22 protein-coding genes and 2 tRNA genes are annotated in these 25,395 nt (G+C 46.0%); 6 read left to right on the forward strand and 18 right to left on the reverse strand.

The window, feature by feature from the left end; translation table 11 throughout:
- From zapE to FD961_RS05135, 4 genes are read right to left on the reverse strand one after another with little or no spacing between them, the layout of a single operon-like run.
- Nucleotides 1-1,104 (reverse strand): cell division protein ZapE, encoded by a 1,104-nt coding sequence (gene zapE / locus FD961_RS05120; RefSeq protein WP_215392943.1) that lies wholly within the window; start codon nt 1,102-1,104, stop codon nt 1-3.
- Complete coding sequence (gene lpdA, locus FD961_RS05125; protein WP_215392944.1) at nt 1,105-2,541, reverse strand: dihydrolipoyl dehydrogenase; 1,437 nt, start codon at nt 2,539-2,541, stop codon at nt 1,105-1,107.
- 12 nt (nt 2,542-2,553) lie between these two features.
- A complete protein-coding gene (gene odhB / locus FD961_RS05130) occupies nt 2,554-3,765 on the reverse strand; it encodes a 2-oxoglutarate dehydrogenase complex dihydrolipoyllysine-residue succinyltransferase (RefSeq protein ID WP_215392945.1) in 1,212 nt (403 codons plus the stop codon).
- Between the two features lie 44 nt (nt 3,766-3,809).
- Nucleotides 3,810-6,665: a 2-oxoglutarate dehydrogenase E1 component gene (locus tag FD961_RS05135; RefSeq protein ID WP_215392946.1), complete on the reverse strand. Its 2,856-nt coding sequence runs from the start codon at nt 6,663-6,665 to the stop codon at nt 3,810-3,812.
- 301 nt (nt 6,666-6,966) lie between these two features.
- Between FD961_RS05135 and FD961_RS05140 the strand changes: the two genes are divergently transcribed.
- Nucleotides 6,967-7,665 carry an excisionase family DNA-binding protein gene (locus FD961_RS05140; protein WP_215392947.1) on the forward strand — a complete coding sequence of 233 codons (699 nt, stop codon included), beginning with the start codon at nt 6,967-6,969 and terminating at the stop codon, nt 7,663-7,665.
- A gap of 55 nt (nt 7,666-7,720) precedes the next feature.
- Here the strand turns inward: FD961_RS05140 and FD961_RS05145 are convergent, their stop codons facing one another.
- Together FD961_RS05145 and FD961_RS05150 are read right to left on the reverse strand one after the other, a co-directional pair.
- Nucleotides 7,721-8,005, reverse strand: a complete 285-nt coding sequence (locus tag FD961_RS05145) for an H-NS family nucleoid-associated regulatory protein (RefSeq protein WP_215392948.1) — start codon at nt 8,003-8,005, stop codon at nt 7,721-7,723.
- A gap of 197 nt (nt 8,006-8,202) precedes the next feature.
- Complete coding sequence (locus FD961_RS05150) at nt 8,203-8,628, reverse strand: PaaI family thioesterase (RefSeq protein ID WP_215392949.1); 426 nt, start codon at nt 8,626-8,628, stop codon at nt 8,203-8,205.
- 132 nt (nt 8,629-8,760) lie between these two features.
- Here FD961_RS05150 and FD961_RS05155 point away from each other — a divergent pair, with 132 nt between their 5' ends.
- From FD961_RS05155 to FD961_RS05175, 5 genes are read left to right on the forward strand one after another with little or no spacing between them, the layout of a single operon-like run.
- Complete coding sequence (locus FD961_RS05155) at nt 8,761-9,639, forward strand: enoyl-CoA hydratase-related protein (RefSeq protein ID WP_071465627.1); 879 nt, start codon at nt 8,761-8,763, stop codon at nt 9,637-9,639.
- Nucleotides 9,640-9,650: 11 nt separating this feature from the next.
- Nucleotides 9,651-10,883 carry a CaiB/BaiF CoA-transferase family protein gene (locus FD961_RS05160; RefSeq protein ID WP_215392950.1) on the forward strand — a complete coding sequence of 411 codons (1,233 nt, stop codon included), beginning with the start codon at nt 9,651-9,653 and terminating at the stop codon, nt 10,881-10,883.
- A gap of 20 nt (nt 10,884-10,903) precedes the next feature.
- Nucleotides 10,904-11,902 carry a tripartite tricarboxylate transporter substrate binding protein gene (locus FD961_RS05165; protein ID WP_215392951.1) on the forward strand — a complete coding sequence of 333 codons (999 nt, stop codon included), beginning with the start codon at nt 10,904-10,906 and terminating at the stop codon, nt 11,900-11,902.
- A 1-nt stretch (nt 11,903) separates the two neighbouring features.
- Nucleotides 11,904-12,890 carry a tripartite tricarboxylate transporter substrate binding protein gene (locus tag FD961_RS05170; RefSeq protein ID WP_215392952.1) on the forward strand — a complete coding sequence of 329 codons (987 nt, stop codon included), beginning with the start codon at nt 11,904-11,906 and terminating at the stop codon, nt 12,888-12,890.
- Nucleotides 12,891-12,896: 6 nt separating this feature from the next.
- The gene (locus FD961_RS05175) at nt 12,897-13,628 is read left to right on the forward strand and encodes a GntR family transcriptional regulator (RefSeq protein WP_215392953.1); all 732 of its coding nucleotides are present in this window, start codon (nt 12,897-12,899) and stop codon (nt 13,626-13,628) included.
- Between the two features lie 11 nt (nt 13,629-13,639).
- Here FD961_RS05175 and FD961_RS05180 read toward each other — a convergent pair.
- The 12 genes from FD961_RS05180 to FD961_RS09550 form a co-directional block, all read right to left on the reverse strand.
- Nucleotides 13,640-13,716 (reverse strand) — tRNA-Pro (locus FD961_RS05180).
- Nucleotides 13,717-13,740: 24 nt separating this feature from the next.
- Entirely contained in the window at nt 13,741-14,091 is a 351-nt protein-coding gene (locus FD961_RS05185; RefSeq protein WP_215392954.1) for a MerR family transcriptional regulator, read from the reverse strand.
- Nucleotides 14,069-14,392 carry an integration host factor subunit alpha gene (locus tag FD961_RS05190; RefSeq protein ID WP_071465622.1) on the reverse strand — a complete coding sequence of 108 codons (324 nt, stop codon included), beginning with the start codon at nt 14,390-14,392 and terminating at the stop codon, nt 14,069-14,071. The genes FD961_RS05185 and FD961_RS05190 overlap by 23 nt, the downstream gene beginning before the upstream one ends.
- A gap of 53 nt (nt 14,393-14,445) precedes the next feature.
- Nucleotides 14,446-16,902, reverse strand: coding sequence for a phenylalanine--tRNA ligase subunit beta (pheT, locus tag FD961_RS05195; protein WP_215392955.1), 2,457 nt, complete (start codon nt 16,900-16,902; stop codon nt 14,446-14,448).
- A 23-nt stretch (nt 16,903-16,925) separates the two neighbouring features.
- A complete protein-coding gene (gene pheS, locus FD961_RS05200; RefSeq protein ID WP_071465620.1) occupies nt 16,926-17,972 on the reverse strand; it encodes a phenylalanine--tRNA ligase subunit alpha in 1,047 nt (348 codons plus the stop codon).
- 25 nt (nt 17,973-17,997) lie between these two features.
- The gene (gene rplT / locus FD961_RS05205; RefSeq protein WP_011902675.1) at nt 17,998-18,363 is read right to left on the reverse strand and encodes a 50S ribosomal protein L20; all 366 of its coding nucleotides are present in this window, start codon (nt 18,361-18,363) and stop codon (nt 17,998-18,000) included.
- A gap of 25 nt (nt 18,364-18,388) precedes the next feature.
- Nucleotides 18,389-18,586 (reverse strand): 50S ribosomal protein L35, encoded by a 198-nt coding sequence (rpmI, locus tag FD961_RS05210; RefSeq protein WP_011902674.1) that lies wholly within the window; start codon nt 18,584-18,586, stop codon nt 18,389-18,391.
- A gap of 140 nt (nt 18,587-18,726) precedes the next feature.
- A complete protein-coding gene (infC, locus tag FD961_RS05215) occupies nt 18,727-19,251 on the reverse strand; it encodes a translation initiation factor IF-3 (RefSeq protein WP_215394367.1) in 525 nt (174 codons plus the stop codon).
- 42 nt (nt 19,252-19,293) lie between these two features.
- The gene (thrS, locus tag FD961_RS05220; RefSeq protein WP_215392956.1) at nt 19,294-21,216 is read right to left on the reverse strand and encodes a threonine--tRNA ligase; all 1,923 of its coding nucleotides are present in this window, start codon (nt 21,214-21,216) and stop codon (nt 19,294-19,296) included.
- 126 nt (nt 21,217-21,342) lie between these two features.
- Nucleotides 21,343-21,419, reverse strand: a tRNA-Val gene (locus FD961_RS05225).
- A gap of 18 nt (nt 21,420-21,437) precedes the next feature.
- The gene (locus FD961_RS05230; RefSeq protein ID WP_215392957.1) at nt 21,438-23,474 is read right to left on the reverse strand and encodes a bifunctional (p)ppGpp synthetase/guanosine-3',5'-bis(diphosphate) 3'-pyrophosphohydrolase; all 2,037 of its coding nucleotides are present in this window, start codon (nt 23,472-23,474) and stop codon (nt 21,438-21,440) included.
- A 21-nt stretch (nt 23,475-23,495) separates the two neighbouring features.
- The gene (locus FD961_RS09550; RefSeq protein WP_215392958.1) at nt 23,496-25,361 is read right to left on the reverse strand and encodes an alpha/beta fold hydrolase; all 1,866 of its coding nucleotides are present in this window, start codon (nt 25,359-25,361) and stop codon (nt 23,496-23,498) included.
- Nucleotides 25,362-25,395 lie beyond the last annotated feature (34 nt).

Raw genomic sequence — 25,395 nt, forward strand, 5'->3', positions numbered from 1 at the left:
TTAGGTCAAGCTGGTATCAATTACCCGCCGCGGCGCATCAAGGTAGTCACGGGACTGCATCTCAATCAAGCGGGACACTGTTCTAGAGAATTCGGCAGTAATTTGACCTTCTGTATACAGATCAGGAGCCGGCACCTCGGCAGACATGATTAGCTTTATTTTATGGTCGTATAAAACGTCAATCAGCCATATAAAACGGCGTGCCTCATTGGTCATCCTAGGGGGCATATAGGGCACCCCGGACAAAATTACCGTATGAAATTGATTGGCAATTTCTAAATAATCATTTTGTGAGCGAGGCCCGCAGCATAGCGTTTGAAAATCAAACCAGACTACCCCGTCACCCATATGCAAGGGTTTAAGTTCACGGGATTCTATATTTAATACTGGATTGAACCGCTCCTGCTGGTTACCAATCAGACCTGAGAACATTTCTAATAAACGTTGGTCGGTCTTCTCATTTAGCGGCGTTAAGTATGCCTCCACCTGAGCCATCTGCACCCGACGGTAATCATTACCAGCATCCACATTCAGAACATCCAGTTTTTCTTCTAGCAATTTAATTGCTGGAAGGAGGCGATCGCGATGCAAGCCATTTGGATAGAGTTGATCAGGACGGTAATTAGATGTCATTACAAACTGGACGCGATCCTCAAATAGCGCGCTAAGTAAGCGATACAGGATCATGGCATCAGCGATGTCATTAATATGAAACTCATCAAAACAAATCAGGCGGTAGCGCTTTGATATCCGCTTGGCAAGCTCATCTAAAGGATCGGATAGGCCAGACAGCTCATGCAATTCACGATGTACTTCACGCATGAATTCATGGAAATGAATGCGAACCTTTTTTTCCAATGGTGAGGCAGCATAAAAACAATCCATCAGAAAGGATTTGCCACGGCCTACCCCACCCCATAGGTAAAGGCCACGGGGTAGATTCGGCTTAAATATTTTTTTCTTGAGACTATTACTGCGAATTTCTTTATACGCAATCCATTCGTCTTCACACTGCTGCAAACGCTCAACAGCACGAAGCTGCGCGGGATCACTTTGATACCCGCGCGTTTTTAACTCTTGTTGGTAAAACTCAATGGTTTTCAATTACATATTTAATGCACGTTGATCTGTCGCTAAAGCCGCTTCGCGCATTACTTCTGACAAACTAGGATGCGGATGACAGATGCGTGCAATATCTTCAGCTGCCGCTTTAAATTCCATTGCTACAGCAGCTTCAGCAATTAAGTCAGAAGCATTTGGTCCAATGATATGTACGCCGAGAATTTCATCGGTTTTAGCATCAGCCAATACTTTGACGAAACCATCAGAGCGACCCATGCCTAAGGCGCGACCATTGGCTGCAAACGGGAATTGACCGGCTTTGTAAGCAATGCCAGCCTCTTTGAGCGCCTGCTCTGTTTTCCCAACCCACGCAATTTCTGGATCGGTATAGATGACCCAAGGAATGCAGTTGTAATCAATATGCGGTTTTTGACCAGCAATCACTTCGGCAACCAAAACACCTTCGTCTTCTGCTTTGTGCGCCAACATTGGTCCACGCACTACATCACCCACAGCATAAACACCAGGAGCTGAAGTTGCACAAGTATGGTCGTCAATCGGAATGAAGCCGCGCTCATCTACCTTGAGGCCAATTTTGTCTAAACCCAATTTATCCGTATTAGGTACGCGGCCAACTGAAACGATTAATCGATCGCATTCTAATTGAGCTGCTTTACCAGCGCTATCGGTGTAATTTACAACTACACCTTTCTTGTCCGCTTTTACATCCCCAATCTTGACACCCATATTGATGTTCAAACCTTGTTTGACAAAAAGCTTTTGCGCTTCTTTAGCAATACTCACATCGCAAGCCGCCAAGAATGAAGGTAAGGCCTCAAGCACAGTCACTTCTGATCCTAGGCGACGCCATACAGAACCGAGCTCTAAACCGATCACGCCAGCACCAATGACGCCCAATTTCTTGGGTACTGAATCAAACTTCAAGGCACCTTCGTTATCGCAGATCAAGACGTTATCTACTGTCAGGCCAGGCAAATGACGTGCCTTAGATCCGGTTGCAATGATGACATTCTTAGCAGTAACAGTCTCTTTATCTTTGCCATCAATCTTGACTTGATAGCCGTCAGCGCCTTTGCCCTCAAAAGAAGCGTGGCCTTTTAATAAAGTGATCTTGTTCTTACGAAACAGATACTGGATGCCACCAGTCATCTTGGTAACGATGTCATCTTTACGTGAAACCATCTTTTTAGAATCGATGCTGACAGAGCCAACCTTAATTCCATGATCAGCAGCATGATGGCCAATCTTCTCGAATTCCTCAGAGGAAGCCAATAAGGCCTTCGATGGAATACAGCCGACGTTCAAGCAAGTTCCGCCTAAGCGTGGCTCACCTTTAGGATCATCATAGCTATTGGATTCAGCGCAGGCAACTTTAAAACCGAGTTGTGCTGCACGAATTGCGGCAATGTAACCACCAGGGCCACCGCCAATTACAACTACATCAAAAACTTGGCTCATGATCTTTCCTTCTTACAAATCAAGGAGGAGACGTGAAGGATCTTCCAAAGCATCCTTCATGGCGACTAGACCAAGCACAGCTTCACGGCCGTCAATGATGCGGTGATCATATGACAAGGCAAGGTAGTTAATTGGGCGAACAACTACTTGACCATTCTCAACTACAGCGCGATCTTTAGTTGCATGAATTCCCAAAATGGCTGATTGCGGAGGATTGATGATTGGTGTTGAGAGCATAGAACCAAATACACCACCGTTAGAGATGGAGAATGTGCCACCAGTCAATTCTTCAATTGACAACTTACCCTCACGAGCTTTGTTACCAAACTCAGCAATTTTCTTCTCGATATCAGCCAAGTTCATTTGGTCCACATCACGCAGAATTGGAACTACCAAACCGCGTGGCGAGCTTACAGCGATACCAATATCAAAGTAACCGTGATAAACAATGTCATTACCATCAACAGAAGCATTCAAGAGTGGGAACTTCTTCAAAGCATGTGTCGCAGCTTTAACAAAGAAAGACATGAAGCCCAACTTCACGCCATGGACCTTTTCAAACTGGTCCTTGTATTTATTACGCAGCGCAATTACAGGACCCATATTGACTTCATTAAAGGTGGTCAAGATGGCGTTATTCGCCTGGGACTCAAGTAAACGCTCTGCAATACGAGCACGCAAACGACTCATTGGAACTCGCTCTTCTGGGCGATCACCGGTTGGAATTGGAGCGCTTGGTAACGCAGCAGACTTCGTGCTGCCGGCTGAAGCATTCAATGCATCACCTTTGGTAATGCGGCCATCACGTCCAGAACCGGAAACTTGACCTGCATCGATATTTTTCTCTGCCAGAATTTTTGCCGCTGAAGGAGCTGCGACTGCACTCGTAGCCTTGGCAGGAGCTGCTGCGGCCGCAGGTGCAGCAGCCGGAGTAGCCGCAGGTGCTGGAGCTGCTGCAGCCGCAGGAGCGGCAGCTGCAACAGCAGTGCTATCGATTTTTGCAATCAACTGCTCAGCAACAACCGTGCCACCGTCTGCAACAACGATTTCTGTCAAAACACCGGCGGAAGGAGCCGGAACTTCGAGAACAACCTTATCGGTTTCGATTTCGATCAAGATCTCGTCTTGACCAACTGCATCGCCGACTTTCTTTTTCCATTGCAATAAAGTTGCTTCAGCAACTGACTCAGAGAGTTGGGGTACTTTAACTTCGAAAATAGCCATGATTAATCCTGTTTATTTATATGTATGTTGAGTAATGAAGACGATTATTTCGTGATCACGTAACCTTTTAATTTGGCAAACGCCGCATTGAGAAGAGATTTCTGCTGTTCTTGGTGGAGATGCGCATATCCGCAAGCAGGCGAAGCAGATGCAGGGCGACCTGCATAAGACAGCTTCATACCTTCAGACATGTTTTCCAAAATATTGTGTTGAACAAAGAACCATGCGCCTTGGTTTTGTGGCTCATCTTGACACCAAACTACCTCTTCCAATTTTGGATATTTCTTCAATTCGGCAGTCAATGCTTTGTGCGGGAATGGATAGAGCTGCTCCAAACGAATGATTGCGACATCATCAATTTTCTTCTCAGCACGTTGCTTAACTAGGTCGTAATAAACCTTACCAGAGCAGATCACCAAGCGAGTCACTTTCTTGGCATCAATCGTGTCATCACGCTCACCCAATATAGTTTGGAAACCACCCTTTGTGAACTCTGATAAAGGTGAAGCAGCTTCTTTATTACGCAACAATGATTTAGGAGTCATCAAGATCAGCGGTTTGCGGAACTGACGAATCATTTGACGACGCAACACATGGAATATCTGCGAAGCAGTGGTTGGCTGAATGACTTGCATATTGGTGTCAGCACACAACTGCATAAAGCGCTCAAGACGTGCAGAGGAATGCTCTGGGCCTTGACCTTCATAGCCGTGTGGCAACATCATGACTAAACCGTTAGCACGACCCCACTTCACTTCACCAGAGGCGATGAACTGGTCGATGACTACTTGAGCACCATTGGCAAAGTCGCCAAATTGCGCCTCCCAAATTGTTAGCGTGTTGGGTTCAGCCGCAGCATAGCCATACTCAAAACCAAGAACTGCCTCTTCTGAAAGAATAGAGTCAATGACGACAAATGGGGCCTGATCTTTAGTGACGTGTTGTAAAGCAATATAAGTACCGGTGTCCCATTTCTCACGATTTTGCTCATGCAAGACTGCATGGCGATGAGTAAAGGTACCGCGCCCGCTATCCTCACCAGACAAACGCACTGGGTAGCCACTGGCAACCAAGGATGCGAAAGCCATATGCTCGCCCATACCCCAGTCAATATTCACCTCACCACGCCCCATGGCTGCACGGTCGTTATAGACCTTAGCTACCAATGGATGTGCTTTGAAGTTTTCTGGAATGGTTGAAATCTTTTCAGCCAAACGCTTCCACTCTGTTAATGGAATAGCAGTGTCAGCTTCATCGGTCCATTTCTTATTCAAGAAAGGAGACCAATCTACCGCAAACTTCCCTTTAAAGTTGCTTAAAACTGGATCTGAAGTTTGCTTACCCTCGTCCATTGCGGCGCGATACTCTTTGACCATCAAGTCACCGCTACCAGCAGGCAATGCGCCTTGGGTTTCCAACTTATCCGCGTACAGCTTACGAGTACCAGGATGCGCAGCGATGATTTTGTACATCAATGGCTGGGTCATCGCAGGAGTATCTTGCTCATTGTGTCCAAGCTTACGGAAGCAAACGATATCAATCGCAACATCCTTATGGAATTTCATACGGAACTCAAGCGCCAACTTGGTAGCCAAAACTACCGCCTCAGGATCATCCCCATTCACATGCAATACAGGAGCATCAACAATCTTCATGATGTCTGTACAGTACAAACTAGAGCGCAAATCACGCGGATCAGATGTGGTGAAACCAATTTGGTTGTTAATCACAATGTGAACCGTTCCACCAGTGGAATAGCCGCGCACTTCAGACATCGCTAAGGTTTCTTGCATCACGCCCTGACCTGCAATCGCAGCATCACCGTGAACTAAAACTGGCATTACTTGCTCACCCAACATATCGCCACGACGTTCCATACGGGCACGTGCAGAACCCTCTACTACTGGGTTAACGATTTCTAAATGGGATGGGTTGAATGCTAAGGAGAGGTGAACTGGACCACCTGGGGTAGAAATATCGCTTGAGAAGCCTTGGTGGTACTTCACATCTCCAGCCGGCAATGTCTCAGGACCCTTATGCTCAAACTCTGCAAATAAGTCCTTTGGCATTTTGCCTAAGGTATTGACCAATACGTTCAGACGACCACGGTGGGCCATACCAATCACAATCTCTTGTACCCCTTTATTACCAGCATCGCGGATCAACTCATCCATGCAAGCAATAAAGCTCTCGCCACCCTCAAGGGAGAAGCGTTTCTGGCCTACATACTTCGCTTGAAGGTAACGCTCCAAGCCTTCAGCAGCAGTCAAGCGATCCAAAATTTGACGCTTCTCGTCCACGTTAAATCGTGGGGTTGAGCGAATGGACTCCAACTTCTCTTGCCACCACTTCTTAATCTTTTGATCGGCAATGAACATATACTCAACACCGATAGTGCCGCAGTATGTTTCACGTAAGGCTTGCAACAAATCACGCAAGCTCATTTCGGTTTTACCGAAGAAGGTATTGCTTGTATTGAAGACGATATCCATATCGCCATCAGTAAATCCATAGAAAGCGGGATCTAACTCAGGAATATCCTGGCGCTCTGTCCGCTTCAAGGGGTCAATATTGGCCCAGCGGTTACCGACGTTACGATACGCCGCAATTAACTGCTGAACAGCAACGCGTTTGCGCCCCATCTCTGAGTCAGCCGAATCAGAAATCGTTCTGATAGGACCCTGCTTAGCGCGCTCAGCAAATGACGCAACAATCGGTCCATGCGCAATGTCGGTTCGAGAAGAACCATCCACAGCCGGAACTTGTTTCACGTTATCAAAATAATCTCGCCAATGATCAGCTACTGAAGCTGGATCGTGCAAGTAGGATTCGTAGAGTTCTTCTACATAGGGGGCGTTTCCGCCGAAGAGATAGGAGTTATCTCTTTGGTCCTGCATCATGATGCTCACCTTTCATCGGGTTTCCCGAATAAAAACTGTGGTTATAACCATTCGCTTCTCGGCTCTACCGTTCCACGAATTGATCTGTGCAAATACTGGTACTACCTCTGTAATTTAACACGAGTGACCACAGACACATAAAGGGCTTTCCCTGATTTAAGAGGTTTCAGGGGTATTTCCCTATTAATCAAAAATGAATAAGAACTTTCCTACCCAGCTTTCAATATGGACGGACAGATTCAAATCCATTTGATTTTTATTCTCTAAATCTTCAAGTGAATTAATAAAATTAAAGGGAAATATGAAAGCAATTACGCCAGATATGGAATATCTCAGTACCCGCCAAAGCGCCAAAGTTCTCCAGGTCTCACTAGGAACTGTGCAGAAAATGGTTGAATTGGGTGAATTAATCGCTTGGAAGACTCGCGGCGGCCATCGCCGTATATTGGCCAGCTCCTTAGAGCAGCAGCTACAACGCAGAAAACGAGCTATGCGACAGAAAACCACCCAAAATTGTATTGCCATGGGCATTTTCAGAAGAACCGAGAATAGCCAAGAATTATTGCAATCCATTCAAGATTGGCAGCTTAAGGTTGAACTAGAAGTTGCTGTCGACAGCCTAGAGGGCTTAATGAAGGCGGTATCGATCGCACCTGATTTGATCTTTTTGGATGCCCTGATACCCCCAGTAGAACAGGTTCATTTAATCCATTATCTTAGCAAAAACAAGGACACGCAGCGCATTCCTATACTAGTAGATGAAGGTTTTATTAAGCTTCACCCTGGCGTAGTTGCCTTGGCGGATGAGAATCATGGCAATCGCCCTCACTTAACGGAGTGCATTAAGCAAGAGCTTGAAAATGGGTTAATTGACCTAAACCCGCTGATTATTGGTTACCCCGCCACCAATCCTGAGCTTGATGCCTCCCTAGATCAGGGTAGTCGCCACGAGCTCTTGGAGCCTCTATTTCTGGAAGCCCTGGCTAGGAAATGCGCTTAGAGCTAAGAAGTAATAAAAAGGCCGCAGATGCGGCCTTTTTAGTTAAATCAGATACTTAGATCAGGTAGCTACTACGATCCTTACCCTCGATCCACTTAGGAGCCTTACCTCGCCCTGTCCAAGTTTCACCAGTTGATGGGTTACGGTACTTGGGGGCCACTTTGCCACCAGTACTTTTACCGCCTGCTTTACGACTAAATAAGTCAGAGACTAGCAAGTTATATTGTTCAATGATTAATTTTGCTTTAGCGATACCATCAGACTTCTCGCGGGCAATTGCCTCTTTAATCTGTTTATCTAATTGCTCACGTTGAGCTAATAGTTCTTTATAAGAAGACACGTATTTTTTCTCCGAATAATAAGTTATAGGAAATATCTAATAAAGATGTATTTCGTAGTCTTATTATATAGATAATTTAATCATTCATTCAATATGGTATTTATTAATATAAACCTATATTTATCAATGGTTTATATAAAAATTAATGATTAAATATTAATAATTATTATAAATAATAATATCAATACTAGGGCTACTCACCTTCTTAACATAAAGGTTCCGCTGGCCTTTGCAGTAATTTCTCCAGCCTCATTTAAGGCAACAGCCTCACAGTAGTTAATAGATTTACCAGCCTTCAATAAAGTACCCTCAACCACTATTTTGCCCAAACCTGGGCGCAAGAAGCTTGTAGTCATGTCGATGGTAATAGCGCCTAAGTCATGATTGGAACCACTTCGGGCGGCTGCACCCATAGCAAAATCCAAGAGCGTCATCATGACCCCGCCCTGTGCAACCTGAAAGCTATTGGTATGTTCGGGCTTGACGGTATAGCTAATTCGTACCTTCCCATTTGCTGCGTATTCGGGAACAACACCCAAAACATCCAAAAATGGAATTTTGAGACCGAAGTAATCAACTGCTTGTGCATTGGGGGTGTTTTCAGACCCGAGATGTATGCTCATTTTTTAAATATCCGTATGTTTAGAAAACTGTATAGCGATAATTTTGCCTTATGTGTGTATTATATTCCTAATGAGTAAAGAAATTTAAACTTTATTCGGATATTTTAATAAACAACCGTGGATGGAGACAAGATGAGCATTAAGCCAGAAAAACCATATAAGGACATCATCTTAGAAGTGAAAGATCAAGTGGCCTGGATTACGATCAATCGCCCTAGGGTCCTGAACGCCTTTAGAGAGCAAACCCTAGATGAAATGATTGATGCCGTAAAGCTAACGCGCGAAGACCCTTCAATAGCTTGTATTGTTTTTACCGGGGCTGGCGATAAAGCGTTTTCAGCAGGCGGTGATTTTTATGCCATGAAGAGACTCACTTTCACAAATGGGTCAATGTGGAATGATCGCATGCTCGGATTAGCAATGGCCATTCGTGGCGTGCCTATTCCGGTCATCGCGATGGTTAATGGATGGTGCGTTGGTGGCGGTCATGAGCTAGCCCTTTGGTGCGACCTGGTGATTGGGTCAGAGAAGTCTGTATTTGGACAAACAGGCGCAAAAGTTGGAGCCTGCCCTACAGTTGGTGCAACACAATACTTGCCTCGCATTGTCGGGGAGCGTATCGCCCGCGAAATGATCTTTTTAGCAAAACGCTTTGAAGCTAAAGAAGCGGAAAGAATTGGCCTCATCAACAAATGCGTTGCAGAAAAAGATCTTCTTACTGAAACATTGGCCTGGTGCGAAAACATCAAGAGCAATAGTTCGCAAACTATCCGCATGACCAAGAAGAGTCTGAACTTTGAATCCGACCAACTCTATGCTTCTTGGCAGCATGGCATGGAATTACTTGCCTATGTTTGGGGATCTGAAGAAAGTCTCGAAGGTATGAATGCCTTCTTGGAGGGACGCAAGCCAGACTTCCAGCAATTCCGCATGAAGAATAAGGCGGCATTAGAAGATTACTTGGATGGCTTCCATAAGAATCTCAATGCTCCACCAGATATGCGCGACTAAGCAGCAGCCAGATGAGTGCAGAAAACATCAAGACAGCCAAAGCGCAAAGCAATGCAGATGCTTTGGCTGGTCTAAAAATATTGGATTTAAGTCGTGTCTTGGCAGGCCCTTGGTGTGGCCAATTGCTCGGAGACCTCGGCGCAGAGGTTATCAAAGTCGAGTCCTTGAATAGCGGAGACGATACGCGTGCCTGGGGCCCTCCATTTTTGGAAGGTGAATCTGCATACTTCTTAGGTTGCAATCGCAATAAACGAGGTATCACGATTGATTTTTCAAGTGCGGATGGAAAGTCTCTGCTAGCGCAATTGATTCCAAAGTTTGATGTCGTACTTGAGAACTTTAAAACGGGGACCTTAGAAAAATGGGGTTTTAATCAAGCCTGGTTTGAAACTCACGCGCCAATGGTTGTACGCTGCTCAATTACCGGCTACGGGAGTGAAGGTCCTCAAGCAGGATTGCCCGGATATGATTTCATCTTGCAAGCAGAGTCCGGATTAATGAGTATCTCTGGATCTGAAAATGGTGAGCCCTCTAAATACGGCGTTGCTATCGTAGACTTGGCTACAGGCATGATGGCTGCAAATGCGATTCAAGCTGCATTGCTGGCACGGTATCGAACTGGCAAAGGTCAACTAGTAGAAGTTTCTCTATTTGATACAGCAACCGCTTTATTGGCTAATGTTGGTAATAGCCACTTAGCAACAGGCAAGGACTCAGGTAGATATGGCAACGGTCACCCCACCATTGTTCCCTATACAACCTATCGCTGCTCTGATGGCATGATTGCTTTAGCAGTAGGCAATGATGGTCAGTTTGCAAAACTCGCAGCGTATCTAGGTAACCCTGAATGGGCAAATGATGAGCGCTTCAAAACAAACGCTGCGAGAGTGAACAATCGTGCCGTATTGGATGAGCACATTAAAAATAAAATCAGTCGCTACTCTAGTAATGAGTTAATTAACGAATTAAGAAAACTGGGTATTCCCATTGGCAATGTCAATACCGTCAAACAAGCTCTTGCGTCACAACAAACACAAGCCAAAAATATGGTGCTAAATGTTCAGCATCAAAAAATTGGCTCTTTCAAGACTCTGGGCACACCACTCAGGATGCATGGTACGCCAAGCTCTATTCGGTATGCACCTCCACTGCTTGGAGAACATACCGATGAAATTCTCAGTGAGTACCTCAACTTAAATACAGAAGATTTAAGTGAATTAAAAAATAAAAAAGTGATTGCCTAAATTCATATGGGAGACAGAAAGTGAAATATTCCATTTCCAGAGTCATCATTAATATCGCCTTAGGAATTAACTTGATTTGCTGTTTCCAAGGTGACCTTTGGGCGCAAGCTGATAGCTACCCTAGTAGACCCATTAGATTAATCATCACTTGGCCAGTAGGCGGATTTGCCGATACTCTTGGAAGAACTGTTGCTAACCAATTAACCACAAGTCTCGGCCAACAAGTAGTTGTTGAAAACCGCGGAGGCGCAAATGGGATGATTGGAGCTGATGCAGTAGCTAAAGCAGCCCCAGATGGCTATACGCTCATGTTTCAGTCAATTACCTCCCATGCCATTAATCCAACGATGTACGGAAAGACGCCTTACTCAACTGAGAAGGATATTGTTCCATTGGCGGTCATTGCATCTGTGCCTTTATTGTTGGTAGAAAACCCCAACTTTCCACCAAAAAATATTGCTGAGTTAATTACCTTAGCGAAAAAAGATCCGGATGCAATTGCATACGCTAGTTTTGGCAATGGAAGCGCAAGCCATCTTGCTGGAGCGCTATTTACCAATCAGGCTGGCATCAAGATGATTCACATTCCCTACAAAGGTGGTGGCCCCGCTATCACAGACACCTTAAGTGGCCAAACTCCACTTAGTTTTTCTGCATTTGGTGTCGCCTTGCCGCATGTACGTTCAGGCAAGCTCAATGCACTCGCTACAACCGGCCCTACTAGATCAAAGTTATTGCCTGACGTCCCCACCATTGAAGAAGCAGGCAATTTAAAAGGTTATGAAATGTCGATTGTTTACGCGGTGTGGGCTCCAGCTGGGATTCCAACACCAATACTGAACAAAATTTCGAAAGCGCTCGACCAAGTGACAGCCTCAAGCGCCTTCAAGGAGAAAGTAGCAAGTGATGGCGGAGAAGTGATGAATATCAATACACCAGCAGACAGTCAAGCGTATTTTCAAAAAGAAATGCAACGCTTAAGCAAGATTGTGAAAGACGGAAACATCAAGGCCGACTAATATGAACAAGCAACTCCTTAAAGCATCTATAGCAACCTGTATTTTAGCTATGACTATTAGCCCAGGTTTTGCGCAAAGCAGAGATGCGAACGCTTACCCGAATAAACCCATTCGCATCATCAACCCATTAGCAACAGGTGGCGCTGTAGATACTATGGCGAGACTTTTGGCGCCATCTCTGCAAGAAATTTTGGGGCAGCCAATTATTATTGAAAGCAAACCAGGCGCAGGCGGCACTATTGGAAGTAATTTTGTAGCTAAGTCGCCTCCCGATGGATACACCATCTTGATGGTTTACGATACATTTGCAGTTAACCCCCATGTCTATAAAAATCTCCCGTTTGACTCCTTTAAGGACCTCACTCCAGTTACAGAATTAGTCAAAATACCTCTAGTGGTTGTTGGAGGAAACAAATTACCTGCCAACAATCTCAAAGAATTGAGTGAATTAGCAAAGACCAAGCCCAATGGCATTACATTCTCCAGCGGTGGACCCGGAAGTTCCGGGCACCTTGCTGCAGAATTACTGAAAAATAGCCTAGGCATTGAAATGACGCATATTCCCTATAAAGGTGGTGGACCAGCACTCACCGCCACGATTAGCGGGGAGACTGACATCACAATTTTGGGTGCCGTTATTACGGTACCCCAGATTAAAGGTGGAAATTTGAAACCATTGGCAGTATTGGGTAAAAAGCGCACACCCGCCCTCCCTCAAACACTTACCGCCAACGAACAAGGCCTTATAAATTTTGATGTTAGCTCTTGGGTGGGCGTTCTCGTACCCGCAGGCACACCTTCAAGCATTGTGGATAAAATCAACAGCGCGTTTACTCAGGCTCTCAAGAATCCGGCTGTGCAGGCAAGAATGGCCGAGCAAGGTAATGAGATTGTGGCAAGTTCTCCAGCTCAGTTTGGCGCCTTCTTAAACATAGAATCTACCAAGTGGTCAAAAGTAATTAAAGACAGCAATATTCAACTGGAATAAATCACATTGAAGCAAACGCTTTATCAGAAAATTAGCGGCACTTTAGCCGAACGTATATTGAGCGGTGAGTATCCCCTAGGAACCTATTTACCAACAGAAGAAGCTCTCTGCAAGGAATTTGATGCTAGTCACCATTCTGTACGTGATGCGCTCAAAATATTAATCGGAAAAGGATTGATTACTCGACGCGCTGGCGCTGGAACTAAAGTCATAGCAGCTACCGAGCCCACCGTATTTGCCAATGTTGCAGGCGATCTACGTCATCTATTTAGCTATCCACAAAATACTATTAGAAAAAATTTAATTGAGGAGCATGTCACTTGTGATGCCATTCTTTCCCATGTGTTGGACTGTCCTGTTGGCACACCATGGTTTCGAATTGGCGCTCTTAGAAGGCTAAATGAAAACGCTCAACCCTTATGCTGGACCGATTTCTATCTACTACCCCGTTACTCGGAAGTCGTAAAGCTGAAGGAGCATTTTTCAACCCCAGTTCATGAGCAAATTGAAAAAAGTTATGGTCAGCGGGTTGATAGCGCTACAGTTGGAATTACCTTATGCAGACTTGGCAAGGAAGTAGCTGATGCATTGGATGTAGAAGTCAATTCACCCGCCCTAAGAATCATTCGGCGATACTTTGATGCTCAAAAAAATGCTTTTGAGATAACTGTGAGCTATCACCCAGAGGGTGATTACAACTGTGAACTCAACTTTCATCGCGAATTAAGGCCGCGATAGCTACAGATATATGGTCGGGGCGAGAGGATTTGAACCTCCGACCACATGCACCCCATGCATGTACGCTACCAGGCTGCGCTACGCCCCGACGGAAACAAAATTGTATCAGTATCTATTTAGAGAGAATTTGCAGCACTGCTTGCAATTCATCGCGCAAACGGAGCTCACCGCGCGCTTCGTCAAGGCGGTTTCTGGCGCCGCTGATGGTAAAACCTTCCTCATAAAGTAATGCCCGAATCTTTCGAATCAACACAACTTCGTGATGCTGGTAATAACGACGGTTACCGCGACGTTTCTGAGGGCTGAGCTGGGCGAATTCTTGCTCCCAATAACGCAGGACGTGCGAACGAACGCCACAAAGATCAGCTACCTCACCAATAGTGAAGTAACGTTTAGCAGGGATAGGCGGGAGTTGAGAGCTCGGGAGTGCCGAGCTAGCATCAAACTCGGTTTTCTCGAGCATGTGACTCCACTACATCTTTAAGCTTCTGACTTGCATGAAAAGTAACTACGCGTCTAGCTGCTATAGGAATCATTTGACCTGTCTTTGGATTTCGGCCAGGACGAGCCGATTTATTGCGCAACTGAAAATTACCAAACCCGGAGATTTTTACTTCAGTACCAGCTTCAAGAGAATGGCCAATACGATCAAAGAATGCATCGATCATATCTTTCGCTTCACGCTTATTTAGCCCAACTTGATCAAAAAGAGCTTCGGATAGCTCGTTCTTAGTAACGGTGTCATTAGAAATCAATTCAGTCATTGCTTGTCTCTTTGGTAACAAATTAATTATTTGATTTATATCTAATACTAAACCTAGCGCAAACGCGCTGCGCACTTTTTCTCAACCGAGCCCAATAATGCTGCCATAACTGCATCAATTTGGGGATCTTGCAATGTTTCTTGAGGATTTAAAAGGGTGACTCTAAAAGCCAAACTTTTTTCATCATCAGCCATACTGCTTGAACCAGCCTTTGGCTTAAATTCATCAAACAACTCAATATTGCGAACAAAATTCTGTTTTGACGCTGTCATCGCATCTAGCAAGGCCTGCGCTGATACGCTTTGCTTAACAACCACCGCTAAATCGCGCTGTACAGCAGGTAGCTTACTCAGTTCCTCTGGAACAGGCAAGCCTATATTACGAATTGAATCTAAATCTAATTCAAATAGTACCGGTGCCTGCGGGAGCTCATAAGCTTGCTGCAATCCTGGATGTAATTCACCTATCATGCCGACTTCAATTCGATTCTTGTCTGCAATCAAGAATACCTTTGCGCTACGTCCGGGATGCAAAGCAGGATGTTGTGCTGCCTCAGTTACAAAATGCAAAGGATCCAAGACACGCTCTAGGTCGCCCTTCACATCAAAGAAATCAACTGCTCTTGTAGCATTTGCCCATTGCTCGGGAACAAAAGAACCGTAGGCTAATCCACCAATCTTTTGAGGTTGATGGAAACCGGCTACCTTGCCAGCCTCTTCTTGAATTTCCGCATTACGGCTAAAGACGCGACCAGTCTCAAACAGACGCGCCCGCCCTGCTCCACGATTCAGGTTTGACTTTAAATTGGAAAGTAAGCCGCCCCAAAGAGTGCTGCGCATGACGCCATATTGACTCGCAATTGGGTTGAGAACTGCAATGACATCTTTTTCTGTTGCACCAGTTAAGCGTTGCTCGCTTTCAAAATCGGTGAAACCAAAATTAACGGCCTCCTGATAGCCTTGCAAAGCTAAACGCTGACGAAGTAAATGGATGCCACGCTTTGCTTCCGCTTTGGCGCTCATCTTGAGTGAGGCTACTGGAGGCAGATCAGGAATATTTTCAAAGCCGTACATACGAGCAACTTCTTCAATCAAATCCTCTTCGATCTCAATATCGAAACGATAGCTTGGAGGAGTTACAACATATACATCACCTTCTTGCTTAATTTCAAAACCCAGACGCTTAAAGACATCGGTAACCACTTCATTAGTCAGCGGGATACCAATCACTTTTTCCGCTCTAGCCAAACGCATTTTGACTGGCTTGCGCTCGGGTATATTCAGAACCTGGTCATCTATTGGACCCGCTTGACCGCCACAAACCTCAAGAATGAGTGAAGACAGGTAATCAAGGCAATTGACGGTATTTTGAGGATCTACACCACGCTCAAATCGATGCGCAGCATCAGTACTAAAGTTAAAGCGACGGGCACGGCCTTGAATAGCTGAAGGCAACCAATAAGCTGCCTCCACATAGATATTTTTAGTGTCATCACTCACAGCGCAATGATTGCCGCCCATGATGCCGGCAAGCGCTACTGGGCCAGATTGATCTGCAACCACGCCAGCGTCTTGCAACTTACCAGCAGAGTCAGGGCCTTGCAAAGTGACTGTTTGTCCATTTAACAGCTCAAGAGTTTCACCGGCTTTAGCCCACCGAACTGTGATGTCACCATTTAATTTATCAATATCAAACACGTGGGTTGGCTGCCCCATCTCCAACATCACATAGTTAGAAAGGTCTACCAAAGCTGAAATACTTCTTTGACCAGCGCGCGATAAACGTTTTACGATCCAATCAGGCGTTTTGGCTTGTGGATTTACACCACGAATTACTCGACCAGCAAAACGGCCACAAAGCCCTTTGCTCTCTACCGTTACCTTGCGTTTTTCATCAACCAATACCGCAGGTGCATTCCACTTAGGCGTACAAAGAGCAGCGCCAGTAATCGCTGAAACTTCTCTTGCCATACCAACCAGGGAGAGGCAGTCCGCTTTGTTTGGAGTTAATTTGATAACAAAGACTTGATCATCTAGATCAAGATACTTGCGAATATCCTCACCAATAGGGGCATCTGCTGGCAATTCCAGAATACCCTCGTGATCATCACCAAGACCCAGTTCGCGGCCAGAACACAACATGCCTTGGCTCTCAACGCCACGCAGCTTACCCACTTTGATCATGAAAGGCTTGCCACCTACTTCTGCAGGAGGTAATTCAGCACCAACCATGGCGCATGGAATCTTAATACCGGCTCGTGCGTTTGGTGCACCACAAACAATTTGCAACTCTTGGCCAGTTCCAGCATCAACTTTACATACGCGCAAACGATCTGCATCTGGATGTTGTTCTGCAGAGAGGATCTGAGCAATCACAATCTTAGTAAATGCTGGCGCTACAGAGTGCTGCTCTTCAACCTCTAAGCCAGCCATTGTCATGGCATGACCAAGCGCATCGCTATCTAGAGCTGGATTTACATACTGACGGAGCCAAGATTCAGAAAATTGCATAGCGGTTTCTAGTAATCATTTTGTTATGCAGGGAATTGCGCTAAGAAACGCAAGTCATTCTCAAAGAACAGTCGCAAGTCATCTACGCCGTAACGCAACATCGTTAAGCGCTCTAAACCAGATCCAAAGGCAAAACCGGTATAGCGCTCTGGATCAATACCCATATTGCGCAATACATTCGGATGCACCTGTCCCGCTCCTGAAATCTCCAACCAACGGCCAGCAAGCTTGCCACCACCAAAAGCCATATCGATTTCAGCAGAAGGCTCTGTGAAGGGAAAATAGGATGGGCGGAAACGTACTTGCAATTCATTAGTTTCAAAGAAGGTTCTCAAGAAGTCTGTATAGACTCCTTTGAGATCTGCAAATGAAACACTTTCAGCAATCCATAAGCCCTCGACTTGATGGAACATCGGTGAATGAGTTGCATCACTGTCAACGCGATATGTTCTGCCTGGTGCAATCACTTTGATAGGAGGCATCACATCTGCGTTGGCATATTTCTTAACATGCTCACTCGCATAGCGGACTTGAATCGGACTAGTATGGGTACGCAATAGCAAAGGCTTCTCATAAGCATCTTTGCCATCAATATAGAAGGTGTCCTGCATTGAGCGTGCAGGATGATTTTCTGGGCTATTGAGGGCTGTGAAATTAAACCAATCGGTTTCAATCTCAGGGCCATCAGCCACATCAAAACCAATGGAGCGGAAGATTTCTTCAACACGCTCCCAGGTACGCATCACAGGATGCAAGCTACCAACCGCCTGACCGCGACCCGGCAAGGACACGTCAATCGACTCAGCAGCTAAACGCTGCAGCAATACGGCATCAGCCAATGCTTGGCGACGCTCTTGTAAGGCAGCTTCTACTTGGGTTTTGATTTGATTAATTTGGGCGCCAGCACTCTTGCGCTCCTCAGGCGACATTCCACCAAGCGCTTTTAAACGCTCAGTGAGAACACCTGATTTACCGAGATACTTGGCTTTCGCGTCCTCAAGAGCCGCCGAATCGGCAGCTCCCAAGAAATCACGTTTAGCATCCTCGACAATTTGGTCGAGAGAAACCATTGCAGCTTAGTTTAGAAAACTAAGATTAAGCTGCAGCGTTTACTACGGATTTGATCCGAGTAACCAAAGCAGCAAAAGCCGCTTTGTCAGCAATGGCCATATCAGAAAGTACTTTGCGGTCGAGTTCGATCGCAGCCTTCTTCATACCATTCATGAATACGCTATAGGTCATGTCATGCTGACGAACTGCCGCGTTGATACGAGCAATCCACAAAGCGCGGAATACACGTTTCTTATTGCGACGGTCACGATATGCATATTGACCAGCACGCATAACCGCTTGCTTAGCAATACGGAATACGTTCTTACGACGACCGCGGTAACCTGTTGCGGCATCGGTAATTTTCTTATGACGGGCTCTTGCTGTAACCCCACGTTTGACTCTTGGCATTTATTTCTCCTAATCTAGTCTGAGGTTAAGCGTATGGAAGCATGGAGCGAATTGACTTAACGTCAGCTTTCGCAACTTCTGTGGAACCACGTAAGTGACGCTTATTCTTTGTGGTCTTCTTGGTGAGGATGTGGCGTTTGAAAGCCTGACCTCGTTTAATCGTTCCGCCTGCGCGAACCGTGAAGCGCTTTTTAGCGCTACTCTTGCTCTTCATCTTGGGCATAAAGCACCCCTTCAATTACTTGTGCAACATAGGTGGTAACCGACGGTTACTCTTCCTGTACCCAGAAGCACTTCAAACTACCAGCATCCTCAGTGATTCACTGCAGATACCTCCCTACATAAGAACCAGGTAGAACCTAGTTACTTAGCCTTGCGGATGGGGGCCAATACCATCACCATCTGGCGGCCTTCCATCTTTGGAAACTGCTCAACTTGGCCAAACTCTTGTAAGTCCAACTTCAAACGTTCCAACATTCTGACTCCGATTTCTTGGTGGGCCATTTCACGACCCCGAAACCGCAGCGTAATCTTTGTCTTATCGCCATCTTCCAAAAAGCGGATTAAATTGCGTAGCTTCACACCGTAGTCACCATCATCAGTGCCAGGGCGGAATTTAACTTCCTTCACCTGAATCACTTTTTGCTTCAGCTTAGCTTCATGCATCCGCTTCGCTTCTTGGTACTTGAATTTGCCAAAGTCCATGATGCGGACTACAGGCGGCACAGCTGTTGGAGCAATTTCAACCAGATCGGTCTCTTTCTCTTCTGCCGCAGCCAAGGCTTCACTCAACTTAACTACACCGATGGGCTCTCCATCAATTCCAATCAAACGCACTTCAGGAGCAGTAATTTCCCGGTTAATGCGCTGCAATTTTTCAGTAGCGATCTTCTTAATTCCTTTAAAAAAACAATAAAAACCGTTCTAACCCTAGCTAGGCTCGGGTCCGACTTTCTGGGATATATCCTGCTGGAGTCGGGCAACGAAGGCATCAAGAGGCATTACACCTAAATCCACTCCGCCACGGGCACGAACGGCCACCGTATTACTTTCTGATTCTTTATCACCAACAACTAGCAAAAATGGGATCTTCTGTAATGCGTGCTCGCGTATTTTATACGTAATCTTCTCGTTTCGCAAATCCGCCTCGACTCTAAACCCTTGTTTTTTCAGCAATTGCTGCACTTGTTGTGCATATGCAGCAGAATTTCCGGAAATATTGAGGACTACAGCCTGGGTTGGAGCAAGCCAAACAGGCATATTTCCAGCGTGGTTTTCGATCAAAATGCCGATAAAACGCTCTAAAGAGCCCACAATTGCCCTATGGAGCATGACTGGGGTCTTGCGGCTGTTATCTTCAGCCACATATTCCGCCCCGAGACGGGCTGGCATAGAGAAATCGACCTGAATCGTGCCGCACTGCCATGTCCGCCCAATAGAGTCTTTTAGGTGATATTCGATCTTGGGGCCATAAAAAGCGCCCTCACCTGGTAACTCTTCCCACTCTTGGCCGGAGGCTTTGAGGGCACCACGGAGAGCCTCTTCCGCTTTATCCCAAATTGCATCATCGCCAACACGCTTAGCAGGACGCAAAGCCAACTTCACCGCAACCTCAGTAAAGCCAAAATCTTGGTACACAGCGCGTACTGCTTTATCGAACTGGGCCACTTCAGATTGAATCTGATCTTCGGTGCAGAAAATATGACCGTCATCTTGCGTAAAGCCACGCACACGCATCAAACCATGCAATGCTCCCGATGGTTCATTACGGTGACATTGGCCAAACTCACCAAAACGTAATGGCAATTCGCGATAGCTATGTAAACCTGAGTTATAAATTTGTACGTGTCCAGGGCAGTTCATCGGCTTTAATGCATAAGCGCGATTCTCTGACTCAGTCGTGAACATATTTTCTTTATAGTTTTCCCAGTGCCCCGATTTTTCCCAAAGGGCACGATCCAAAATCTGCGGGGCTTTGACTTCTTGATAGCCTTCTTGCCGATACACGCGACGCATGTACTGCTCAACTTCCTGCCAAATTGACCAGCCTTTTGGATGCCAGAAAATAAGGCCAGGGGCCTCTTCTTGAAAATGAAATAAATCGAGTTGTTTGCCTAAGCGGCGATGATCTCGCTTCTCAGACTCTTCAAGCATATGCAGATACGCATCTTGATCTTCTTTGCGCAGCCAAGCGGTACCGTAGATTCGCTGCAACATCTCATTTTTACTATCGCCACGCCAATAAGCACCAGCAAGCTTCATTAGCTTAAACACTTTTAATTTACCGGTGGATGGCACATGGGGTCCACGGCATAAATCGGTGAACTTACCTTCAGCATATAAAGAAACATCTTCGCCCTGTGGAATACTGGCAATCAATTCTGCTTTGTAGTTTTCGCCCTGCTTCTTGAAAAACTCAACCGCATCATCGCGCGCCATTACAGTGCGAGTAACAGGCTCATCTTTCTTAGCGAGCTCAGTCATTTTCTTTTCTAAAGCAACTAAGTCGTCTGGCGTAAATGGACGATGATAAGAAAAGTCGTAGTAGAAACCGTTATCAATTACTGGGCCAATCGTGACCTGCGCTTCTGGAAATAATTCTTTCACAGCGTAGGCTAATAAGTGCGCTGTGGAGTGACGGACAATCTCTAAAGCCTCGGGACTTTTATCAGTGATGATGGCGAGCTGACTATCTTTATCAATCACAAAACTGGTATCGACCATCTTACCATCAACAATGCCACCTAAGGCAGCTTTAGCGAGACCACTGCCGATGCTTTGGGCAACATCCGCTACACGAACGGGAGCTTCAAACTCTCGTTTTGATCCATCGGGCAGAGTAACTACTGGCATAACAACTCCATCTTATTAACTGAACTTCAGTTTCACTTCATTGACCTAAAAAGAAAGCGCGGTAGCTTTAGGGCATCCGCGCCTCTTGGGTGGCCTTTGGGCCTCCCTTTTTGGGTCATTATTCGTTGGTAGGCTCGATTGGACTCGAACCAACGACCCCCACCATGTCAAGGTGGTGCTCTAACCAGCTGAGCTACGAGCCTATACAGCCATAGAGTTTATCACCGGCGACGCACTTGGGTGACCCCTTTGACCTCTTCCAAGCTGTTTTGAACCACTCTTAACACTTCAGAATCCTTAACCTCAACCGTTAAAAGGATCTGAGTCAGGCCTTTTTTGGCGGATTTGCGCAAATCAGTCACATGCACCCCTTGGCGAGTCAGAATCTCAAACAACTCTCTCATGAGTTCAGGTCGATCAAGGCCGGTTACCACCAAATCGGCTGGGAATACCCTTTTTTGCTCAGAACTGACTATTGGATTTGCCGCTGAAGCAGTCCATGCGGTTTGAATCACACGCTCAGGCGCGCGATCGAGAAGACCTCTAAATGTTTTACAGGATCGGCGATGAATCGATACACCCCTACCTTGCGTTACAAAGCCCGCAATCGAATCTGGTGGAACAGGTCTGCAACAACGCGCTAGTTGAGTCAATAAAGAATCAACCCCAACAACCAAGACATCACCACCCTGACCTGTTTTGCGACTACTGTCACGCAATATGATCTCTGGGTTTATTGGTTTAGCCTCAGCGCTGATCTCTGGCTTAGCCTCTGGAGCTTTTACAACTTGCCCTGTCTCTTCATCATCAAGCGCATTAAACCAAGCGCGCACTCGTTGACGCGCTCGTTGTGAGCGCAAATAATTTTTATCGGGACTAATCCAATCCCGTGATGGACCGCCATGTTTGACAGCGATAATTTCAACGGTTTGCCCATTTTGCAAAGCCGTCTCAAGCGGAACCATGGCGCCATCAACACGCGCACCACGACAGCGATGACCGAGGTTGGTATGCACTGCATAAGCAAAATCAATGGGTGTCGATCCCTTCTCTAAAGAGATCACTTTCCCCAAGGGGGTAAGGACATAGATGTGGTCATCAATCTCATGGTGCTTGAGTTGTTCCCAGGCATCCTCTTTCCAGGAGATCAGTTGCCTCGCCCAAGCTATCTGGCGCTCGTAAGCTACTTCAGCGCTATGAGTACCCTGCTGATGACCAACGCTTGGCTTATTGGACTTAGCTGGATTGGGTGGCGTGGCCATGCCAAGATAAGCGCCCTCTTTATAGCGCCAGTGTGCAGCTAAACCATACTCAGCTTGTTGATGCATTTCATGGGTACGTACTTGAATTTCAAATGCCGTACCGTCTTCATTCATAACAACGGTATGAAGCGATTGATAGCCGTTGGGTTTAGGTCTTGCAATGTAATCATCAAACTCACGTGGCACTGGCTGCCACACGTTGTGGACGATTCCCAACACGGCATAACAAGTTTTAACGTCCTCCACTAAAACCCGAAATGCTCTTACGTCATACAAGTTAGCAAAGTCGAGGGACTTACCCTGCATCTTTTTCCAGATGCTATAAATATGCTTTGGTCGTCCTAATACGTCACCACCAATATGTGCCGTCTTTAATTCTGCTTCGAGCTCTCGAACGATGCGCTCAATAAAAGCTTGGCGCTCAATACGCTTGGCATCGAGCATCTGCGCAATATCGCGATAAAGCACTGGTGACAGCACTCGAAAAGCTAAATCCTCCATCTCCCACTTCATCTGCCAGATGCCCAGGCGATTAGCCAAAGAGGCATCGATATCCAGAATCTCTTGTGCCCATGCTGCGGGCATCTCCATTTTTTCTTGGGTCACCCAACGCAAGGTTTGCAGACGTGATGCCAGATAAATCAGAACAACACGCAGGTCATCACCAAACGCTAAGAGCATCTTACGCAGCATCTCTTCTTGACCAGATACGCTCAGACCTCCATCCTCACGCACTAGCTTTGCTTGAGCTTGTCTTAGGCCGCGATAACCAATTAAAAGCTTGGCTGGCTCTTCACCAATGAGTTTAATCAGAGCTTCTTTGCCATGAGTTCGAGCAATATTTTTAGCTGCAACTAGAGTGGCTTCATCCAGATTAAGGGATTGCAGAACCTGAGCAACCCCGGCAGCATGTGATTCGGCTGGTTCGCCATACCAAGCATCCGCAAAGATCGCGGGTTTTTCTGACGCTGCTGATTTGCTGGGTGTATTTGCCATTGGCAAAATTAACTTTTGAAATTAACTAAAGAATTCTTTTGCTAAAGCGATTTGCTCTGGTTTCACAAAAGCAGGTGCATGCCCTACTTTCGGAATTTCAATGCTACGTGCATAAGGATTGACTTTGCACATCTCCGCTACTGTTGCTGCAGACAATAAATCCGAATCACCTCCGCGCACAATCAGCATGGGAATATGAATTTGTTTAAAGGCATGCCACATCGCCATCTCACCGGCCTTAGCCATGATGGGGTTAACAGCAGCAAATGGCACTGAGATATTCGGGTCGTAATGCATGACCCACGCTCCATCACGCTGAACTAACATGGGACCGTTATAAATTTCCCACTCCTCGGGCGTATGTTCGCCAAAGGTAGCGCAGATTTGATTAAGGCGAGTAAGTGCATCAGCTCGATTGGCAAAGGTAAAGGGCTGGCCTACATAAGAGCCTAAGCGCTTGATTGCTTCAGGTTCAATTGTTGGACCCACATCATTAATCAGCATTCTGCGAATGGGAGAATTTGGCATAGCTGCATAGACCATACCAATCAATCCACCCATCGAGGTGCCAAACCAGTCGATCTGCGACACACCCAACTGTTTTACAAGCCCTGCAATATCCGCAACGTATTGTGGAACTGCATACTGCATTGGATTGCTCAAGCGATCAGAATCTCCCCGACCCACTACGTCTGGACATACAACGTAATAATCTTTACACAAGGCTTTTGCCAGAGTCATGAAATCGCTGCCGCGACGGGTTAAACCATGAACACAGAACAATACTTTTGCATTATTAGGATTACCCCAAGCGTGATAGGCCATCCGATGAACAGTCTTGCCACTCGAGCATTGCACATAAAACGTATCACCATCATGCATCACATCGGCAGGCTCTACATCATCACAAGACTCATTATGCTCATGTGCGTCGCCAACCTCTTCTGGCTGCAAAGTAACATGATCAATTCCATGCTTATCAAGCAGCATGCTATTGATCTTAGCCATGATTCCTGGCCATTCTTGAATATCCGCAATTTCAATATGGCCGATTAATGCAGGAAAACTCGGTGTCATCTCCCAGACATGCAGATCATGAACTGCTAAAACACCTGGAATGCTTTTGAGATCTTTACCCACTTCTAAATAATCAATATGGAGTGGGACGCCTTCCATCAAAAAGTGATAGGACTCATGCAGGATCGAGATAGTCGACTTCAAGATGAGCAAAGAGACCAAAATAGAAAGGATGGCATCGATTGGCATCCAGCCAGTGAGCTGAATCACCACACCCGCAATCAAAGCAGCAACTGATCCTAATAAATCACCCATCACATGCACTAAGGCTGCACGGGTATTGACACTCTTCTTATCGCGTGAGAGCACATAGGCAACCACGATGTTCATTAACAGACCAATCGCCGCTACGATCGTGACAGTGAGGCCATCTACTTTGTGCGGATTAGCAAAGCGGCTAATAGCCTCAATCACAATCCACAACACCAGCCCAAGCATTGCAATACTATTGACAAATGCCGCCAACGCTTCAGCTCTTCCGAATCCAAATGAATGTTTAGGTGATGGTGGGCGGCGAGAAATAATTTGCGCTAAGAGTGCCAATCCAAGTGCAGCAGCATCAGTGACCATATGACCAGCATCGGAGATCAGCGCTAAGGAATTAGCGAAGTAGGCTGCCGCACCTTCAACCCCAGAAAATCCTAGGGTGAGCACTAATGCAATTAATAGCAAGTTCTGATTTGAGACTTCTTTGCTATGGGAGTGCTTTGCATCCCCTTTTTTGTGGGCATGCAGTGAATGATCTGCTCCAGAGTGATTCTGGGGCTTTGATGGCTTTGAATGAGAATGGAAATGATGGGAGCCCGACATGGTGAACCCATTATTCCATTAATTGATGACGCTG

Origin of the sequence: Polynucleobacter sp. TSB-Sco08W16, assembly GCF_018687455.1 — a bacterium.
Lineage (GTDB): Bacteria > Pseudomonadota > Gammaproteobacteria > Burkholderiales > Burkholderiaceae > Polynucleobacter.

Excerpts from the sequence above, each read along its gene's own strand:
- FD961_RS05135 (WP_215392946.1), bottom strand. The coding sequence starts at position 6,665 with ATGATGCAGGACCAAAGAGATAACTCCTATCTCTTCGGCGGAAACGCC.
- FD961_RS05230 (WP_215392957.1), bottom strand. The coding sequence starts at position 23,474 with ATGGCAAATACACCCAGCAAATCAGCAGCGTCAGAAAAACCCGCGATC.
- rpmI (WP_011902674.1), bottom strand. The coding sequence starts at position 18,586 with ATGCCCAAGATGAAGAGCAAGAGTAGCGCTAAAAAGCGCTTCACGGTT.
- FD961_RS09550 (WP_215392958.1), bottom strand. The coding sequence starts at position 25,361 with ATGTCGGGCTCCCATCATTTCCATTCTCATTCAAAGCCATCAAAGCCC.
- odhB (WP_215392945.1), bottom strand. The coding sequence starts at position 3,765 with ATGGCTATTTTCGAAGTTAAAGTACCCCAACTCTCTGAGTCAGTTGCT.
- pheT (WP_215392955.1), bottom strand. The coding sequence starts at position 16,902 with ATGCAATTTTCTGAATCTTGGCTCCGTCAGTATGTAAATCCAGCTCTA.
- FD961_RS05190 (WP_071465622.1), bottom strand. The coding sequence starts at position 14,392 with ATGACTGAATTGATTTCTAATGACACCGTTACTAAGAACGAGCTATCC.
- rplT (WP_011902675.1), bottom strand. The coding sequence starts at position 18,363 with ATGCCAAGAGTCAAACGTGGGGTTACAGCAAGAGCCCGTCATAAGAAA.
- FD961_RS05150 (WP_215392949.1), bottom strand. The coding sequence starts at position 8,628 with ATGAGCATACATCTCGGGTCTGAAAACACCCCCAATGCACAAGCAGTT.
- FD961_RS05140 (WP_215392947.1), top strand. The coding sequence starts at position 6,967 with ATGAAAGCAATTACGCCAGATATGGAATATCTCAGTACCCGCCAAAGC.
- thrS (WP_215392956.1), bottom strand. The coding sequence starts at position 21,216 with ATGCCAGTAGTTACTCTGCCCGATGGATCAAAACGAGAGTTTGAAGCT.
- FD961_RS05155 (WP_071465627.1), top strand. The coding sequence starts at position 8,761 with ATGAGCATTAAGCCAGAAAAACCATATAAGGACATCATCTTAGAAGTG.
- FD961_RS05170 (WP_215392952.1), top strand. The coding sequence starts at position 11,904 with ATGAACAAGCAACTCCTTAAAGCATCTATAGCAACCTGTATTTTAGCT.
- pheS (WP_071465620.1), bottom strand. The coding sequence starts at position 17,972 with ATGGTTTCTCTCGACCAAATTGTCGAGGATGCTAAACGTGATTTCTTG.
- FD961_RS05160 (WP_215392950.1), top strand. The coding sequence starts at position 9,651 with ATGAGTGCAGAAAACATCAAGACAGCCAAAGCGCAAAGCAATGCAGAT.
- FD961_RS05185 (WP_215392954.1), bottom strand. The coding sequence starts at position 14,091 with ATGCTCGAGAAAACCGAGTTTGATGCTAGCTCGGCACTCCCGAGCTCT.
- lpdA (WP_215392944.1), bottom strand. The coding sequence starts at position 2,541 with ATGAGCCAAGTTTTTGATGTAGTTGTAATTGGCGGTGGCCCTGGTGGT.